This window comes from Paraburkholderia bannensis NBRC 103871 (genome assembly GCF_000685015.1).
Lineage (GTDB): Bacteria > Pseudomonadota > Gammaproteobacteria > Burkholderiales > Burkholderiaceae > Paraburkholderia > Paraburkholderia bannensis.
The window spans coordinates 64268-80880 of the sequence record NZ_BAYA01000010.1; the positions used below are offsets into that span (position 1 = coordinate 64268).

At 63.8% G+C, this 16613-nt stretch carries 12 protein-coding genes; 3 read left to right on the forward strand and 9 right to left on the reverse strand.

Annotated features, from left to right (window positions below; translation table 11 throughout):
* Positions 1-69 precede the first annotated feature (69 nt).
* Complete coding sequence (locus BBA01S_RS17425) at positions 70-1500, forward strand: cytochrome-c peroxidase (protein WP_084162238.1); 1431 nt, start codon at positions 70-72, stop codon at positions 1498-1500.
* Between the two features lie 57 nt (positions 1501-1557).
* Here BBA01S_RS17425 and BBA01S_RS17430 read toward each other — a convergent pair whose 3' ends face one another.
* Positions 1558-2706 carry a ParB/Srx family N-terminal domain-containing protein gene (locus tag BBA01S_RS17430; RefSeq protein ID WP_027817584.1) on the reverse strand — a complete coding sequence of 383 codons (1149 nt, stop codon included), beginning with the start codon at positions 2704-2706 and terminating at the stop codon, positions 1558-1560.
* 347 nt (positions 2707-3053) lie between these two features.
* Between BBA01S_RS17430 and BBA01S_RS17435 the strand changes: the two genes are divergently transcribed.
* A complete protein-coding gene (locus BBA01S_RS17435) occupies positions 3054-6260 on the forward strand; it encodes an EAL domain-containing protein (RefSeq protein WP_027817585.1) in 3207 nt (1068 codons plus the stop codon).
* Here the strand turns inward: BBA01S_RS17435 and BBA01S_RS17440 are convergent.
* The 6 genes from BBA01S_RS17440 to BBA01S_RS17465 all read right to left on the reverse strand — a co-directional run bounded on the left by BBA01S_RS17440 (position 6257) and on the right by BBA01S_RS17465 (position 11671).
* A complete protein-coding gene (locus tag BBA01S_RS17440; RefSeq protein ID WP_156965973.1) occupies positions 6257-6670 on the reverse strand; it encodes a hypothetical protein in 414 nt (137 codons plus the stop codon). The two genes, BBA01S_RS17435 and BBA01S_RS17440, sit on opposite strands and share 4 nt — an antisense overlap.
* A 173-nt stretch (positions 6671-6843) precedes the next feature.
* A complete protein-coding gene (locus BBA01S_RS17445; RefSeq protein ID WP_027817587.1) occupies positions 6844-7224 on the reverse strand; it encodes a DUF1493 family protein in 381 nt (126 codons plus the stop codon).
* A gap of 157 nt (positions 7225-7381) precedes the next feature.
* Entirely contained in the window at positions 7382-9058 is a 1677-nt protein-coding gene (locus BBA01S_RS41575; protein ID WP_052391770.1) for an alkaline phosphatase family protein, read from the reverse strand.
* A gap of 257 nt (positions 9059-9315) precedes the next feature.
* Complete coding sequence (locus BBA01S_RS17455) at positions 9316-10230, reverse strand: DMT family transporter (RefSeq protein WP_027817588.1); 915 nt, start codon at positions 10228-10230, stop codon at positions 9316-9318.
* A gap of 25 nt (positions 10231-10255) precedes the next feature.
* A complete protein-coding gene (locus BBA01S_RS17460; RefSeq protein WP_027817589.1) occupies positions 10256-11047 on the reverse strand; it encodes a DUF2182 domain-containing protein in 792 nt (263 codons plus the stop codon).
* 21 nt (positions 11048-11068) lie between these two features.
* Positions 11069-11671 carry a DUF1326 domain-containing protein gene (locus BBA01S_RS17465; protein WP_027817590.1) on the reverse strand — a complete coding sequence of 201 codons (603 nt, stop codon included), beginning with the start codon at positions 11669-11671 and terminating at the stop codon, positions 11069-11071.
* Positions 11672-12120: 449 nt separating this feature from the next.
* On the opposite strand from BBA01S_RS17465, the gene BBA01S_RS17470 reads away from it, so the two are divergent.
* Positions 12121-13671: a methyl-accepting chemotaxis protein gene (locus BBA01S_RS17470; RefSeq protein ID WP_052391771.1), complete on the forward strand. Its 1551-nt coding sequence runs from the start codon at positions 12121-12123 to the stop codon at positions 13669-13671.
* Between the two features lie 27 nt (positions 13672-13698).
* Here BBA01S_RS17470 and dsdA read toward each other — a convergent pair whose 3' ends face one another.
* Both dsdA and BBA01S_RS17480 read right to left on the reverse strand, forming a co-directional pair.
* Positions 13699-15060: a D-serine ammonia-lyase gene (dsdA, locus tag BBA01S_RS17475; protein ID WP_027817592.1), complete on the reverse strand. Its 1362-nt coding sequence runs from the start codon at positions 15058-15060 to the stop codon at positions 13699-13701.
* A gap of 7 nt (positions 15061-15067) precedes the next feature.
* The gene (locus BBA01S_RS17480; protein WP_027817593.1) at positions 15068-16597 is read right to left on the reverse strand and encodes an amidase; all 1530 of its coding nucleotides are present in this window, start codon (positions 16595-16597) and stop codon (positions 15068-15070) included.
* Positions 16598-16613 lie beyond the last annotated feature (16 nt).

The window sequence follows — 16613 nt, forward strand, 5'->3', positions numbered from 1 at the left end:
TGCATTTTTCTCCGCGATGAATAGCCCCTTGTTTACGGGACTTTCGCGGACATTGCTCCGCAACCGTCTATGTCAACGCAACCGTACCGCACGTCGCCACCCGCCGATTCCACCGCGTCTAAAGCGCCATCGCGCCGCCGCCCACGCCTGCTGGCAGGCTGCGCGGCCGCGCTGTTCGCCGTCGCCGGGTTGACGGGCTATGCGCTCGCGTATCCCGAGCGCATGCCCGCAGCGCTCGGCGACGCCGTCGAAAATCTCACCGGCGCGAACCCGCATCCTGTGCAACTGGTGCTGCCGCCGCAAGCACCTTTGAGCGCCGTCGCGAAGCTCGGCAAGCAGATCTTCTACGACGAATCGCTGTCGGCTTCGGGCAAGCAGTCGTGCGCGTCATGCCATAGCGCGTCGCGCGCCTATGGGCCGCCGAACGATCTCGACGTGCAACTGGGCGGCCCGCAGCTGGATCGTCAGAGCTATCGCCCGCCCCCTTCGCTTGCGTATCTGTACCGGCAGGCGCCGTTCAGCATCGGCCCCGACGCCGCCGATGCCGCCGCGCCGCCCGACTTCAATGCGCTCGCGCAAGCCGCGATGGGCACGCAGCGCGCCGACAAGGTGGCAGGCACGACGCCCGCGACGGTCGCGATGGTGCCGGTGGGCGGCCTGTTCTGGGATGGCCGTGCGGACTCGTATCAGCGCCAGGCGCTGGGCCCGTTGCTCAATCCGACTGAAATGGCCAATCCCGATGCCGCGACCGTCGCGAACAAACTCGCGCATGCATCGTATGCGGACGCCTTCCGCAAGCTGTTCGGCCCGCGCATCTTCGACAATCCGACCATGCTGACCGCCGAAGCCATGTTCGCAGTCGGCCGCTATGAATTCGAAGAACCGGACTTCCACGCATTCACGAGCAAATACGATTACTGGCTGCAAGGCAAGGCGCGCCTCACGCATGCAGAACTGCGCGGGCTGCGTCTATTCAACGATTCGAAAAAGGCCAATTGCGCGGGTTGCCATTTGAGCCAGCCGACTTCCGACGGCCTGCCACCGCTGTTCACGGACACGCAATACGAAGCGCTGGGCGTGCCGCGCAATCCGCGCCTGGAAGCCAACCGCGACCCGAAATTTTTCGACCTTGGCCTGTGCGGGCCGATTCGTCAGGACCTGGCGCAGCAAAAGCAGTATTGCGGCATGTTCCTCACGCCGACGCTGCGCAACAGCGCGACTCGCCACGTGTATTTCCACAATGGCGTCTATCACGACCTGAAGCAGGTGATGGACTTTTATAACCTGCGCAATACCGATCCGGACAAGATCTATCCGCGCGATGCGGCTGGCAAGGTGCAGGTGTACAACGACATTCCGCAAGCCTTGCAGGCCAACGTCGATTACGCCGATGCGCCATTCGACCGCAAGCCCACCGACCGGCCCGCGATGTCGGATCAGGACATTCAGGACATCATAGCGTTCATCGGCACGCTCACGGACGGCTACAAGCCGCATTGATCGCACCAATGAAAAATGCCGCCGGGCGCGCTGCCCGGCGGCATCGGCACTGCAAACTTACTGAATGCCGTGACGCGTCTTGTAGTCGAGCGCGTAGGCGATCTTGCCTGGCTTCGACGCCGTGATCGGCTTGACCAGGTCGCCGAAATTGCCCTTGGTATAGGCCTTGCCTGCATTGACCTGCGCAAGGCGGCCAAGTTGCGCCCCGGTGAGGCCGGAGATTTCGCCATCGGTCGAAGCAACCATTTTCACCGATGCATTCCAGACTGCGTTCAGGTAACCCGTGTCGGCGGTCGCGGGATCGGGATCGGTCGTGCCCGCCTTCGTCAGCGTATAACCCGTGAGCGGGAAGGTCGTGCGCAGCCAGTCGGCCCAGTAAAACTCCAGGAAGTCGGTCGAAGGCGTCGGCTTGCTGTAACCGATATCGCGCGTGAAATAGACCAGCGAGCGATAGACGTCGTTCTGCATGCCGAGCTTGAGGCCCAGCCCCGTCGGCAATTGATCGGGCGTGATCGTCGCGCCGTTCGCGTCCTTCAGGCGCGTATAGCCGCGGCTTTGCATTTCCGCCCAGAACGTGCTGCCCGAATACGCGCTGAGGTTGTCCTTGACCACGACGTGGACGTGCACGCTCGGGCCGCCGTTGGGCACTTCGTAATACGTCGACGAACCGTGATGGCCGTCGGTCAGGTACAGCGTGTCGCCGTTCGGGCCGATGACGACCGGATTGAGCACCGTCGTATCGCGCTGGCTCGTGTCCGTGACCGTGCAGGTGTAGGACGTGGCGTCGGTCAGCGTCGACGTGGACGTCGAGCCGTTGCTCGCCAGGCCCGTCAGCCCTTCGTCCGCGCAGAAGTCGTCGAACTCCTTGGTCATATCGGCTTCGTAGCGGCCGAGCTTGTAATAGATCTGGTCGTAGCCCAGCGCGGCCTGGGTCGGGCGCAGGTCGCCGAGCGTCACGTCGATCACCTGGCCCGCCGCCGCGGCCTGCCATTTTCCGGGCGTGGTGGCCGCAGGTTGCGAAGCGGTGTCGGGCGTGGTGGCGGTGGCCGTGTCCGAAGCAGCACCCGAAGTGGCTGCGTCCGAAGTGGGCGTCTTGGCGGTAGAGGCAGGGTCGCCGCCACAAGCGCTCAGCGCAGTAAAGGCCGTGAGGGAAACAAGCGAGAGGAGCGAAGCCGCGAACGCGCGCTTGCTGGAATTTATTGTCATGAAAAGCCCGGCATCTGAAAGAATCGTAATCAACTCGCAGTGTGCCGGGTGAAAATGAAAGTTATGTGAAAGCATCAATGCGGGCGCAACGATCCAGGCGCGCGCAATCGATTGCGCCAACTTGTTGCGTCAGCAACGGGATTCGGGCGCCACGTCAGTGCATACGCGCACCACGTCGAAGAATCCATACACCGGCGCAGTGAATCGCGTCGCTCCCATTCAAGCGCGTGCATCACATTGCCGTTACGCAGTAGTAGTGCACGCACTAAAAAGCGACGCTGATATTGGCGACGTCGATTTACAGTTCAGAATGCGGCGTAAACTCTGGTGTCATCCTGGCGCATGCGATGAAGCACAATCCGTTTATTCGACTGCTCGGGCGCTTGCGCGTAGGCCGCAAGCTGCTCCTGATCTATCTGCTCGACCTGAGCGCGGTCGTCTATATCAGCAGCATCCTGATTCACGAAAAATATATATCGATCGATTTCTCGCAGAAGGAAATCATCGGCAATAGCTATCTGGCGACGGTGCGCGAGACGCTTGTCGACGTCGCCATGCGCGGCGCAGGCGGCCAGTTCGACACGCAACATATTGCGCAAACGAATGCCGCGCTCTCTCGCGCCGAACAGCAATACGGCGCGAACATGCAAAGCGACGAGTTGAATGCGCGCCTGCGCCATGCGCTGGACGCCCTCGCCCATGCGCCGCGCGCCGCCGGATCGCGCGCCGTGAGCGACGCGCTCGCAGCCTGCCGCGACCTGATTACGCGCGTGGGCAACCAGTCGAACCTGATTCTCGATCCCGACCTCGACAGCTATTACTCGATGTCGCTGTCGATCCTGCGCTATCCCGCCCTGCTCGACGCGGTGGACGGCATCGGCTTCCGCCTGCACGAAGGCAGCCGCGATGCGCAGAAACAGCGCGAACTGAGCACCCGTTACCTCGTGCTCGAAGGCCAGCTCGACGGCGTGGCGCAGGGGCTGCGCTCCGATTTCGCCGAAGCGGGTGCAGCCAACGAAGACGTCAAGCTCGCGCTCGCCGCGCCCATCGCGCAGTTGCTTGCGGCCATCGAAACCTATCGCGGCGCGGCGCGCGCGGCGGTCGACGCAACGACAAACGGCGGCGCGAGCGACGCCACGCGCGCGGCGGCGGACGCGGCCCAGCAGGCGCTGGTGGCCCGCGTGGGCGATGCGTGGCGCGCAACCGGCGCGGAGCTCGACAAGCTGCTCCAGGCGCGCGTGAGCGGCCTGTTCTCGCGCATGTGGCTGCATCTGGGCACGGCGCTGTTCCTGCTGTGCGGCATTCTCTCGATGGTGTATCTGGTCGCGCAGCAGATCTCGCGGCCGCTGCGCCATCTCGCGCGCGTGATGGACACCGTGCGTCGCACGGGCGATCACCGCCAGCGCGCGACGTGGCATAGCCAGGACGAGATCGGCCAACTGGTCACCGGCTTCAACGACATGCTCAAGCAGCTCGATCACGAGCGCGACGTGCAAAAGGAACTCGCGGCCACGGCGCGCGCATCGGAAGCGCAGCACGCGCTCGTGGAAGCGACGCCGGTGCCGATGATGGTCACCGCCGTGCCGGGTCATGAAGTGCTGCACGCCAACCATCCCGCGCTTTACTGGCTCAACGGCTGCACGTCCGATCCGTGGGCGTACGGGCTCGATTCCGCGGTGCGGGCGCGCTTTTTCCAGCAGCTTTCCGATCGCGGCGCCATCGACGAATTCGAAGTGCGCTGGATGGCGAGCGAGGAACCGACGTGGGCCATGCTCTCCGCGCGCCGCCTCACCTTCCAGGGCCGCGACGCCGTGCTCACCGCCTTCACGCCGATCAACCAGATCAAGCTGATGGAGCAGCGCCTGGAACTGTGGGCGAAGGTATTCGAAGCCTCATCGGAAGCGATCCTGATCCTGGACAGCGAACGCCGCCTGCTGACCGCCAACGCCTCGTTCTATCGCGCAACGGGTTATCGCGCGGGCACGATCAGCGGCAAGCTGCCGCAATTCATCGTCGCGAGCGGCAACGGCGAACCGTTGATGGCGCAACTGACTGCGCTGGTGGATATCGCGAGTGTCTGGAACGGCGAAGCCGTAGTGCGTCGGCGCGCGGGCGGCGACTACCCCGCGTGGCTCATGATCAGCGCCGTGCGCGACAAGCGCGGCAGCGTTTCGCACTATATCTGCACGCTGATCGACATTACCGACCGCAAGAAAAGCGAAGCGCGCATCCAGTTTCTCGCCGAGCACGACGTGCTCACCGAGTTGCCCAACCGCGCGCTCTTCACGAAACGCGTGGGCAGCGCCATCGACCAGGCGCGGCTCACGCGCGGCCGCGTCGCGGTGCTGTTCATCGATCTCGACCGCTTCAAGGACATCAACGACAGCTTCGGCCATCATGCCGGCGACGGTCTGTTGCGCTCGGTGTCGCGGCGTCTCTTGCAATCGGTGCGCGCGGGCGATACGGTCAGCCGCCTGGGCGGCGACGAATTCACGGTGCTGCTTGGCGATGCGGGCGAAGCCGCAGACGTGGCGCGCCTCATCGACGAACGCCTGTTGCCGCTGATGCGCGAGCCGCACATGATCGGCGGCGTGACCTTGCAGGTGGCGTGCAGCATCGGCATCGCGCTTTATCCCGACGACGGCGACGATATCGAAGCCCTGATGCAGAACGCCGACGCCGCCATGTACCGCGCGAAATCGGCCGGGCGCAATCTCGTCAAGTTCTTTTCGCGCGAAATGGCGGAAAGCACGCGTCTTCGCCTGGAGCTGGAAACGCATCTGCGCACCGCCATCGAGCGCGACGAGCTATGGCTCGCGTATCAGCCCTGCGTGCATGCCACAACGGGCGAGCTGATGAGCGTGGAAGCGCTGCTGCGCTGGCAGCACCCGCATCTTGGCCCGGTGTCGCCCGCGGACTTCATTCCGATCGCCGAGGAAACGCGGCTGATCGTGCCCATCGGCGCATGGGTGATCGACGAAGCGTGCCGCCAGATCGCGCGCTGGCGCGCGGCGGGACTGCCGGAGATCCGCGTGTCGATCAATCTTTCGGTGGTGCAGTTGCGCGACGATGCGCGGCTCGTGAACCGGCTGCGCGACAGCCTCGCGGCGCATCGCGTGGAAGCGGGCAGTCTCGAACTCGAAATCACGGAAACGGTGCTGATGGAGAGCGTCGACCGCTACCTGGGCGTGGTCAACGAAATTCGCGCGCTAGGCGTGAAGCTGTCGCTCGACGATTTCGGCACCGGTTATTCGAGCTTGAGCTACCTGCATCGCTTCCCGCTCGACCGGCTCAAGATCGATCGCGCCTTCGTGAACGGCAGGCTCGAAGCAAGCGCCGATCTCGCGGTGATCCGCGCGATTGTCGAGCTTGGCCATGAACTGGGCTTGCGCGTGGTGGCCGAAGGCGTCGAGCAGGCGCACGAGGCGCAGGCGCTGCGGCGCCTCGGCTGTGACGAGTTGCAGGGGTTTTTCTACGCGAGGCCGCTGCGGCACGAGGCGCTCGCCGAATGGCTGCAGGCGCGCGCCGATACGTGCATGGACGAAGCCGTCTAGTCGTTCGAAGCGCCGAAACAGCGGCCGCACGAACGCGCCTGGCCAAGGCGCAGCCGCCCGGCGCTCACGGTCACTTCATTGCCGCATTCGCAGCGGCAGACCCAGAGGCCGTCACCGGCATAGCGCCCGGTGGTGAGCTGGCCGAACACCTCGCCGCCCTTGAGCGACGGCGAGCCGGGGCGCGAGCGCCAGACGCGGCGCTGCTCGCGGCAGCCGCAATCGCGCGTCTGCCCGCTCTCGACTTCGGCGAGCGTGGCGCTCAGGTGCGCCCCACAGCAGCACTTCCACAGCCACACGTTAGCGCCGCGATATTGCAGCGCAACGAGATCGCCGAAGGCGCGACCGGTAATGTCGCGACTCGGCGGAAAGGGCCATGCCGGGGGCAAAGGGGGACGGATACGCTGGTTCACGAAAGATAAATGGGGTTCGGCGTCGTACTCTCAAGCGTAACCCTTCTCCGGACTTTCGTGGAGACGCGGCTACGCTCAGTGGGGACAGAGCCAATCCGCCAATCATAATTCGTGAATGCGATTCAAGGCGAGCGGTAAGACAAACGGTTACGGGTGCGCGGGATGAGACGGCGCTATTTGATCTCCCGGTTGTGCGTGCTCGCGGCTTCGATTTCCGCCGTATTCCACTTGCCGCGTCGCATCGCTTCGGCCAGCATCCCCAGCGTAATGGGCACGAGCGGAGCATCACGAAACTTCTTCGAGAATATCCCGGCGACAGCACGAATGACGTCGAGTGACTCTGGGCCGAAGTATCGATCGTATGGAAAGCCGTCCGGAGCGTCGATGTTGAACTTCTCTGCCCAGCTATCGATGAATTCAATGGCATCCATGCCGGTCAGGCGTAAATCTTCTTCGATGCGTGATTCTGGCTTTAGCTCAAGACGACCGAAAAGCGGACGTCCTAGTTCTTCTCGCGCGAAAGCCTCAAGCGCTTGCCAAATTGGGTCTGCCATATCAGAGAATGCGGTGTAACGCCTCACGGGCACGCACCGCATTCTACAAGCTCGTGTCGTCAGCCGTTCCTGGTGCCTTTGGCCGCCTTATAGTTCTCGCCGGCAAAAATCAGAACACCCCTATAAATAGGGGCGTTCTGGTCGCTAGCCGCCCTTCTTACTCCGAACGATCATCCTCATCATCGCCACCCGAAGCATCGAGCCCCGGCAGCGTCTGCGTACCTTCACGCTGCACGGCCGCGAGCTTATGCGGGTCGAGGCCGAGCGCCTTCAGGATCGTGGGCGCCACCTGCATATTGGTCACCGGCGCATTGACGACGCCCTTCTTCAGATGCGGATTCGACACCACCAGCAGCGTATTCGTATCGTCGGTAGCGAGGCCGCCATGCTCGGCCAGCTTTGCCGCGCTCTTGCTGTAGATCGTGCCCGGCACCGGCTGGACGATGATATCGGGCACGCGGCCGCCAGCAGGATTGCCCCAGATCGCCTTCAACGCGGCGTCGTGATAAAGCGTCTGCGTATGCGTCGAATTATTGCCCGCCTGGTCCGCGCCCAGGATCGATACCGCCTTCGGCGCATCGCTGTGGTTCTTCAGCCAGATGAGCGACACATCGTCGGCCGTTTCCTGCGCGACCGGCACGCCGCCGTTGGTCAGCAGATCGGCGACATCGCTCACGTCAGCCGTTGCATACGCATTCTTCGAGCCGCTGAGCATGTGCAGCTTCTTCACGTCGATCGGCGACTGGCCATGCTTGGCGCCGACGATCACGAGCGTCGAGCGCAGCAGATGATTCGCCTTGAGCGCGTCGTACATCTGCCCGAGCGCGCCATCGACATAGTCGAGCGACTGCGTCACCGGCAGCGTCGGCGACGCAGCGGCGTCGAGGTAACCGCCGCGCGTCGAAGACGATCCTTCCATCGCCACCGTGACCTTCTGCGCGACGCTCACCGCCTGGAAGTTCATGCCGAAGATCGCGGGCACGCCCACCTGCTTCGCGCCGGTCTGGTCGAGTCCGTTGATCCAGTTCAGCACGACCTTGACCTTGAAGCCGTCATACGTGCGCGTATACGTCGGGTCGGATGTCCAGTCGTCGCCTGCGGGTGCGCTCGGGTAGCCGTTGGTTTGCAGCGACGTCGAATTGATTTCGGGTGCGTAGAGTTCGTCCAGGCCCAGCCCCGACGGCCCGTTGAGGATCTCGTAGGCGGGGTGCTTGTCCGACCACGCCGTGCGCAGGCCGGCCTGGTGAGCGACCTCGAAGACCGTGTTGGTGCCGTTCTGCAAATACAGGTGCGGCCAGATCTTTTCGCAGCCCGCCGACGTCTTGCGCAGCGGCAGGTTCGCCGGGTTGATGTGTGGATTGCGCGGGTCGTAAGCCGCGCCAGCGGGCGGCGATCCGCCGTCGAGCTTCGAGAGATCCCAGTCGAGCGCCTCGAAGTTGGTCACTTCGGTGCCGGGCGTGCCGCTGCAATTGCTGCCCGGCGGATAAAGCGTCGCGTCGTAGGTGTCGTCGTAGAAGACGCCGTGACTTAGCGGCGTGCCGCCGGTGACGAGCGCCAGCATGCCGGGAAACGAATCCGAAGGTTTAGACGTGGAAGCATGCGTGTATTCGACGCCATGCCGTGCGAGCTTCGCGAAGGTGGATTGCGGGTGCGACCTGACGTAGTTTTCCAGGTCGGCTTCATGCATCCCGTCCACGCTGATCAGCAGGACATGCGCATAGCGCGCGTGATGGTCGCCGTCCTGATCCTGTGCCGCTGCGCCCATGCTCGTGAATGCCAGCACGCTCGCACTGAAGATTGCCGTGAGTCCAAACCACTTTTCTATCTCTTTCATTCTTCACCTCTTGATATGAATTATGAATTGGGCGCAAAAGCGCCCTGAGATAGATAAGTCGGCAATAAGAAATTCCCGTGAAGGGTTACTTTCGTTTCTCTTCCTGATGTGCGCGCGAGGCCTGATAGACAGGCGTTCCAGCCGATGTAACAGTTTGTATCGATTCAGGGATGACGGTTATAAAACGTGTTTAAACCTTGAATTCAAATAACAATGCCTATCATTTAAAAAGTCGATTTAAATACGTCACAAAACACTTAGTGTTCCGGCTTGTGCTGTTCGCCGGCAATCGGCATGACGGACTTGTTCTGCGTGCGGCGCGCAAGCGCGAGTGCAATGCCGCCCAGAATCGCAACGGACGCCGCCACGATCCGCATCGAAATGTCCTCCGACAAAAACAACGCCCCGCCAAATGCGGCAACAGGCGGCACCGACAGTTGCACTGTCGCGGCGCGCATCGCGGACAGCCCCTTGAGCGCCGCATACCAGATCACATAGCCGATGCCCGACGTCACCGCGCCCGATGCAACCGCCAGCGCAATGCCGCCAGGCGCGGCGTGAAAACGGCCATGCAGCAGCAGGCTCTGGAGAAGGCTCAGTAGCAGCGCCATCGGCGCGGCGCGCAGGAAGTTGGCCGCCGTCGCCGCCAGCGGATTCGCGACGCCGCGTCCACGCAACGAGTACACGCCCCACGCAATACCCGCTGCGCTCATCAGTGCGGCGCCCAATGGCGTCGGCGCGGTGACGCCGGGAGAAACCAGGTAGAGCAGCCCCGCGAGTGCGAGCGCCAGGCCAAGCCATGCAAGCGGCGCGAACTGCTCGCCCGCGCGCAGGCCCGCCGCGAACATCGTCAACTGAACCGCGCCGAACAGGATCAGCGCGCCGGTGGCCGCGCTCACGCTCAGATACGCGAACGAGAAAAACGCGACATAGGCAAAGAGCATCGTCGCCGCGAGCCAGTCGGCTTTTGCGTGCTGCGCGCGACGGGTGCCCACGCGTGCAAGCACGCCCAGCATCACCGCGCCTGAGACGAGACGGATGCTGGCAAAGCTCGCCGCATCGATGCTGGCGTGCTGCAAGGCCAGGCGGCACAGCAGCGAGTTGGATGCGAACGCCACCATCGCGGCGCTGGTCAGCAGGGCGGTGCGTGTGGCGGGCTGAACGTGTTCCATATACGTGCAATGGTCGGCCAACTACTTAGGAATGCGTGACAACAAGCAGCGCCGACCAGGCCAGCAATGCGCCGCCAAGCGGCGCACTCAGCCGCTGGCCCCACGAGATGTTTTTCTCGACCGCCATCACGCAGGCGAGCACCAGCATCCAGCCCAGGCTCCCCGCGCCGACCATGAACATCAGCAGCATCAGCGCCCAGCAGCAGCCGACGCAAAAGAGCCCATGACGCAGGCCCAGAACGAACGCTTCGCGAGACGGCGCGCGCCCGCGCCAATGGCCAATCACGAAACTCAGCGGCGTGCGGCATTGCTCCAGGCATCGATGCTTGAGCTTGCTGAACTGGAACGCGCCCGCCCCCGCCAGCGTGACTGCGCCGATCAACCAGCCGTAGCCGATCATCATTGGCACTCGCGCGACGCCGTCCAGCAGCAGCGTATGCAATCCATGCGCGAGCAGGCCAAACGCGCTCCACACCGCCACGTAGCCAAGGAAAAGCAGCCATAGCACGCGCATCCTGTCGGGCCGCCCCGCGACAATGCGCTCGACCACGCTGAACAGCGACAGCGTGGTCGGCAGCATCATCGCCATGATCATGAGCGTCCACGACAGCGCGTACAGCACGGCCTGCAAGACCGCCGAGCCGCCGGGAATCGCGCGGCACAGCCCCGCACCGGGCCCAGCCGAAAGCGCATCGCCGTGATCCAGATAGCGCCCGTAGGGACTGCGCGCCCAGAGCCACAACGTCATCCACGCGAGCAGCACCAGCGCGCCGAGCACGGGCACGAAGATGCGTCGATGACGCGCGGCGCCGGACATGTCCGACTCGGGCGCGGCAGGTCAGGCGTCGAAGCGGAACGTGCTTTGCAGTGCGTTGTGATCCTTCAGGCTCACATCGATACCCAGCGCCTTGTTCATCGCGCGATACAACGGCGCCTTGCCGACGAATACCGGCGCACCCGGCACCGTGGAAAACACCGTATCGGTCAAGGTCGTGGTCGCACCACTGGGCCCCGTGTAGGGCACCAGGTCGGCGTGATAATCCTGGCCAATCTTGAGCGTGCCCTTGCCGCCATCGACATCGAATTGAATCGGCGCGCGCTCGACCGACACGACCGTGCCGATCAACTTCGCGAGATCGGCGACCGGGCCGCCCGCCTGCCCCGTGTACACCTTGAGTAGCGCCGCTTCCTGTTCGTCGGTGGCGTTCTCGTTGAGGTAGATCGCCACCGACCAGTCACCCGCCAGCACGTTGCCGGGAATATTGCACACCGCGGCGATCGTGCAGCCCGCGACGTCGACGCCGTCGATCGCCCCCTGGTCGAAGTGCCACGAGACAATCGACTGGCAGGTGCCGAAATCGGGGTCTTCGCCGATCCAGCAAGGACACAGCACGCGGCAGTTGCAAACCTCCAGCAGACGGCCTTCAAGGTGATAGCTCATCATTGCCTCCGTTAGGAACGGTCGATCAGGGGCGGCCACCGCGGCCAGTCGGCACGCGGTAACTCGGGGTGGCACCTGGTAGCGATTAAATGGCGAGAAGAAGAAGGAAAGCGGCGTGCGCGGAACTGACCGGACGAATCCATGCGGCTCGCTGGATGCGAAACGTGCATCGGGAGCGTATCGACTTGTATTGTAGAAAGCCCCAAAGGGTATGCAAGGCGCATTGCGTGTGCCCGGACTGGGCGCGGCATTCATGCGTTTTTCCAATTGAGTCAACGCTAAAGAATCGGCCCGCGCACTTCCGGACACGCTGGATCCCCTCTCACAATCCATAGTGGTATTCCATATACCAAAACCGCCTGTTCACGCCAATAATTTTGGTATACCGTATTATTCTGACAATCTCCCTGCGCTGACGCGCCCGGCATTTCCACGATTTCGACGTGACCATGAAGATGCAGAACCTTTCGATCGGTAAGAAATTAGCCACGGCGTTCAGCGTCGTCATTGCGGTTTTTCTCGTGAGTTCAGCGGTGTGCGGGTACGGCCTGAACGCCATCGACCAGAAGCAGCAGCAAAACGCCGTGTCCGTGCAGGCGCAACTGCTCGTCAAGGACGCGAGCGCCGATTACCTCAACATCATCTGGTCGGTGCTGGCCTACAACCTGGACGGCCAGCCCGGCCACCTGAAATGGAAGGTCGATCACATCGACGACTTCCGCAAGCGCATGGCGGCCATCAAGGCGCTCGACGCGAGCGACACCGCCCGCAACCAGCTTGTCGACAGCGCCGTCGCGCAGTACGACACGTGGGAAGCCAAAGTCGTCGATCCGCTGCTGTCGATGCGCACGCACGTCAACGAGGGCAGCGCCACGCTCGCGCAGCTGAGCGACCTGACGGAGGGCTTTGGCAGCTTTCTGGGCACCGGCGACATGATTTCCGCCGTCGATGCGCTCGACAAGGCCGAGCGCGCGCGCATCGAGACGCGTACCGCCGAACTCGCATCGCTGCGCCATACGATCTATGTGAGCGTCGCGTTCGCGGCAGCGCTGGCCGTGCTGTGCGCGGCGCTCGCGGGCCGCTGGCTCGTAGGTGCGATCCGCGACCCGCTCGCGCGCGCCGTCGAGACCGCGCAGGCCATCGCCGCCGGGCGGCTGGACAGCCGCATCGAGCGCGACCGCACCGATGAAACCGGGCGCCTGCTCGCCGCCATGGACGCGATGCAGATGTCGTTGCAAACGATCGTCGGGTCGGTGACGACGGGCGTGGAGGCAGTCAAGGTCGGCGCGGCCCAGATCGCGGCAGGCAATACCGATCTTTCGTCGCGCACCGAACAGCAGGCCGCCGCGCTCGAAGAGACTTCGGCGACCACGCACGAGCTCACCGAGGCTGTCCGCCAGAACGCCGATAACGCGCGCCACGCCTGCGAGGTGATCGTGCGCGCGATGGACGCCGTGAATGCGGGCAACACGATGTCGGCGCAAATGATCGAAACGATGAACGAAGCGTCGGGCAGCGCGGAAAAGATCGCGTCCATCACGGCGATCATCGAAGGCATTGCGTTCCAGACCAATATTCTCGCGCTCAACGCTGCGGTCGAGGCAGCGCGCGCGGGCACCGAAGGGCGCGGCTTTGCCGTGGTCGCGTCGGAAGTGCGCTCGCTTGCGCAACGCTCCTCGACGGCGGCGAAAGAGATCAAGGAACTGATCGAGCATTCGACGGCGTCGATCACGGGCGGCGTGACGCGCGCGCACGATGTGGGCGCGACGATGGTGTCCCTGCGCGCCGATATTGCCACGGCGAAACAGGTGTTCGAGACCATCGCGCACGCGTCCGGCGAACAAAGCCGCGGCCTCGAACAGGTCAACCAGGCGATCTCGCAGATGGATCAGGTCACGCAGCAGAATGCGGCGCTCGTGGAAGAGGCCGCCGCGGCCGCCCATGCGCTAGACGAACAGGCGATGCGTCTGCAAGGTGCGGTCGCGGTGTTTTCGGCCTGAGGCGCTGTCAGGCTTTATCAGCCTTTATCAGACCTTTTCCAGCGCCTGTCTGCCCGCTTCCAGATAGGCGCTCATTTCCGCTTGCGGCACCATGCCGCCGCCCGTCGCCCAGATGACGTGCGTGGCGTTACGCATCGCTTGATCGTCAAGCTGCATGCGCGCGCGATAGCCCTGCTGCTCTTTCACCACGCGCGCGAAGCCCGGCGCACCGGCCAGCGCTGACGGCTCAAGGCGGATGTCCTGGGTCTGCGCCATCAGCGCGAGCAGCGCGTATAGTTCGGCATCCTCAACGGTGTAATAGCCGTCGATCATGCGCTGCATCGCACGACCGACGAAGCCGGACGGACGCCCCACTGCAAGGCCGTCGGCCGCCGTCACGTTGTCGATGCCGAAATCCTGCACCGCGAGCTTTTCGTGCAGCCCCGTCAGCACGCCCATCAGCATGCACGGCGAGTGCGTCGGCTCCGCGAAAATGCAATGCACCGCGTCGCCGAAGGCAAGCTTCAAGCCGAACGCCACGCCGCCCGGGCCGCCGCCCACGCCGCACGGCAGGTACACGAACAACGGATGCTGCGCGTCCACGCGCACGTTCGCGGCGTCGAGCTGGCGCTTCAGGCGCTCGCCCGCCACCGCATAGCCAAGGAACAGCGTCGTCGAATTTTCGTCGTCGACGAAATGGCACATCGGATCGCTTTCGGCAAGACGTCGGCCGCTTTCGATCGCTTCGCCATAATCGCCCGCGTATTCCACCACCGTCACGCCGTGCGCGCGCAGGCGGTCTTTCTTCCATTGGCGCGCATCGGCGGACATATGCACGGTCGTCGTGAAGCCCAGCGTCGCGCTCGCAATGCCGATCGACATGCCCAGATTGCCCGTCGATCCCACCGCGATGCTGTGCTCGCGAAAGAGCGCACGGCAGGCGTCGGTAGCCAGCACACGATAATCGTCGCCGTCTTTGAGCAAGCCGTGACGCAACGCCAGTTGCTCGGCGTGAAAGAGCACTTCATAAATGCCGCCGCGCGCCTTGATTGAACCGGAAATCGGCAGGTGACTGTCCTGCTTCAACAACAAACGCTGCGGCGTCTGCACGTCATACCGCTCGCTCACCGCCTGCGCGAAGGCGGGCACCTCAGTCAGCGGCGATTCGATCATGCCGCCCGCTTCGCGCACGTCGGCAAACGCCTGCGCGAGCAGCGGCGCGAAGCGTTGCAGGCGCGCGCTGGCATCGGCGATATGCGAGGCGTCCAGCGGAATGTCGTGGCGCGCTTGCGCCAGCGGCGCGACGGCCGGGTTGAACCATTCGACCGGTTCGAGCGCCATGAGAGGACGCATCAGCGGATAGTCGCGAAGCCACGATTCAAGCGGCGTGCCGTAAATAGATTCGATCATGTTTCAGTTACACAGCAGAAGCAGCAACATCAGGAGACGACACCGCATCCAGTACAGGGGGATGCGTGACGATGGACTTCAGGTTCACGTCCGATGCGCGCAATTTCGCGGCATCGGGAATCGGGCGGCGCGTTTCGTCCGAGGTGTCGAACAGCGTCTCGAATGCGCGCGCCATGTCGAGCAGCGCAAGATCGCCGCGGAATGCGCCAATCATCTGCAGACCGAACGGCATGCCGCGATGGTCGACGCCGCACGGCAGCGACAAGGCCGGATTCGTCGCGAGCGTCACGACATAGGTGAGCGACAGCCAGCGATAGTAGTTTTCCAGCGCGACGCCATTCACCGATTTCAAATACGGCTGCGTCCACGGGAACGGCGACACCGGCGTCGTGGGCGACAGAATCACGTCGTAGCGCTCGAACAGCGTCTGGAAGCGGCGGAACAGACGCGTCTGGTCGCCATGCGCGCGCACGCAATCGGCGAGACCCAGGTTAATCCCCATTTCGTAATTCGCGCGCGGATTCGGCCCGAGCAGATCGGGATCCGTTTCATAGGCTTTTTGCAGGCCCGCGACGAAGGCCTCGGCACGCAGCACGTCGAAGCACTCATGCGCGCCCGCGAAGTCCACTTCGATCGGCTCGCACACGGCCACCTGGCTGCGCAGACAATCGATCTTGCGACGGAACACGGCGCGAATGTCGTCATCGACTTCACAGACGCCGAAGTCTTCGGTGTAACCGATGCGCAGTTTCGACAGATCCGTGGGCACGCGGCCTTCCATCGTGGCGTTCATCGCGAACGGATAGCCGAGCGGATCGCTGCCCGACAGGCCGACCGTTGCCGCGAGTTGCAGCCAGGTGTCTTCGACCGTGCGGCCCATTGGCCCCACCACCGCAATCGGCGTCCAGCCGAGCGGCTTGCGCTCGCTGGGCACGAGCCCAGGCGAGGTACGCAATCCCACTACCCCGCATTTCGCTGCGGGAATGCGCAGCGAGCCGCCCGTGTCGGAGCCGCTCGCAAGCGGCACCATGTCGAGCGCAAGCGCGGCGGCCGAACCACCCGACGAACCGCCCGCGTTCAGCCGCGGATCGAACGGATTGCCCGTCGCGCCCCAGACGGGATTGAAGCTGTTCGCGCCCGCGCCCATTTCCGGCACGTTGGTCTTGCCGACGACAATCGCGCCCGCCGCGCGCAGGCGGCGCACCAGCGTGTTGTCCTGCGCCGGCACGTTCGCGCGATAAAGCGGCGAGCCATAGGTCGTCAAGAGACCGGCGGTTTCTTCGAGGTCTTTTATGCCGATGGGCAGGCCGTGCAGCACGCCCAGCGCTTCGCCGCGTGCGAGCGCGGCATCGGCGGCGTGCGCTTCTGTTCGCGCGCGCTCGAAGCTTGTCGCCGTGATGGCATTGACATAAGGATTGAGCGCTTCGATTCGCGCGATGCAGGCATCGAGCAATTCGACAGCGGAGATTTCGCGCGCCTGCAACAGCGCGCGCAATGCAACGGCGCTATGACGGGTGAGTTCGTGTCGGTCGTTCATCGGGCGATCCTTTAAA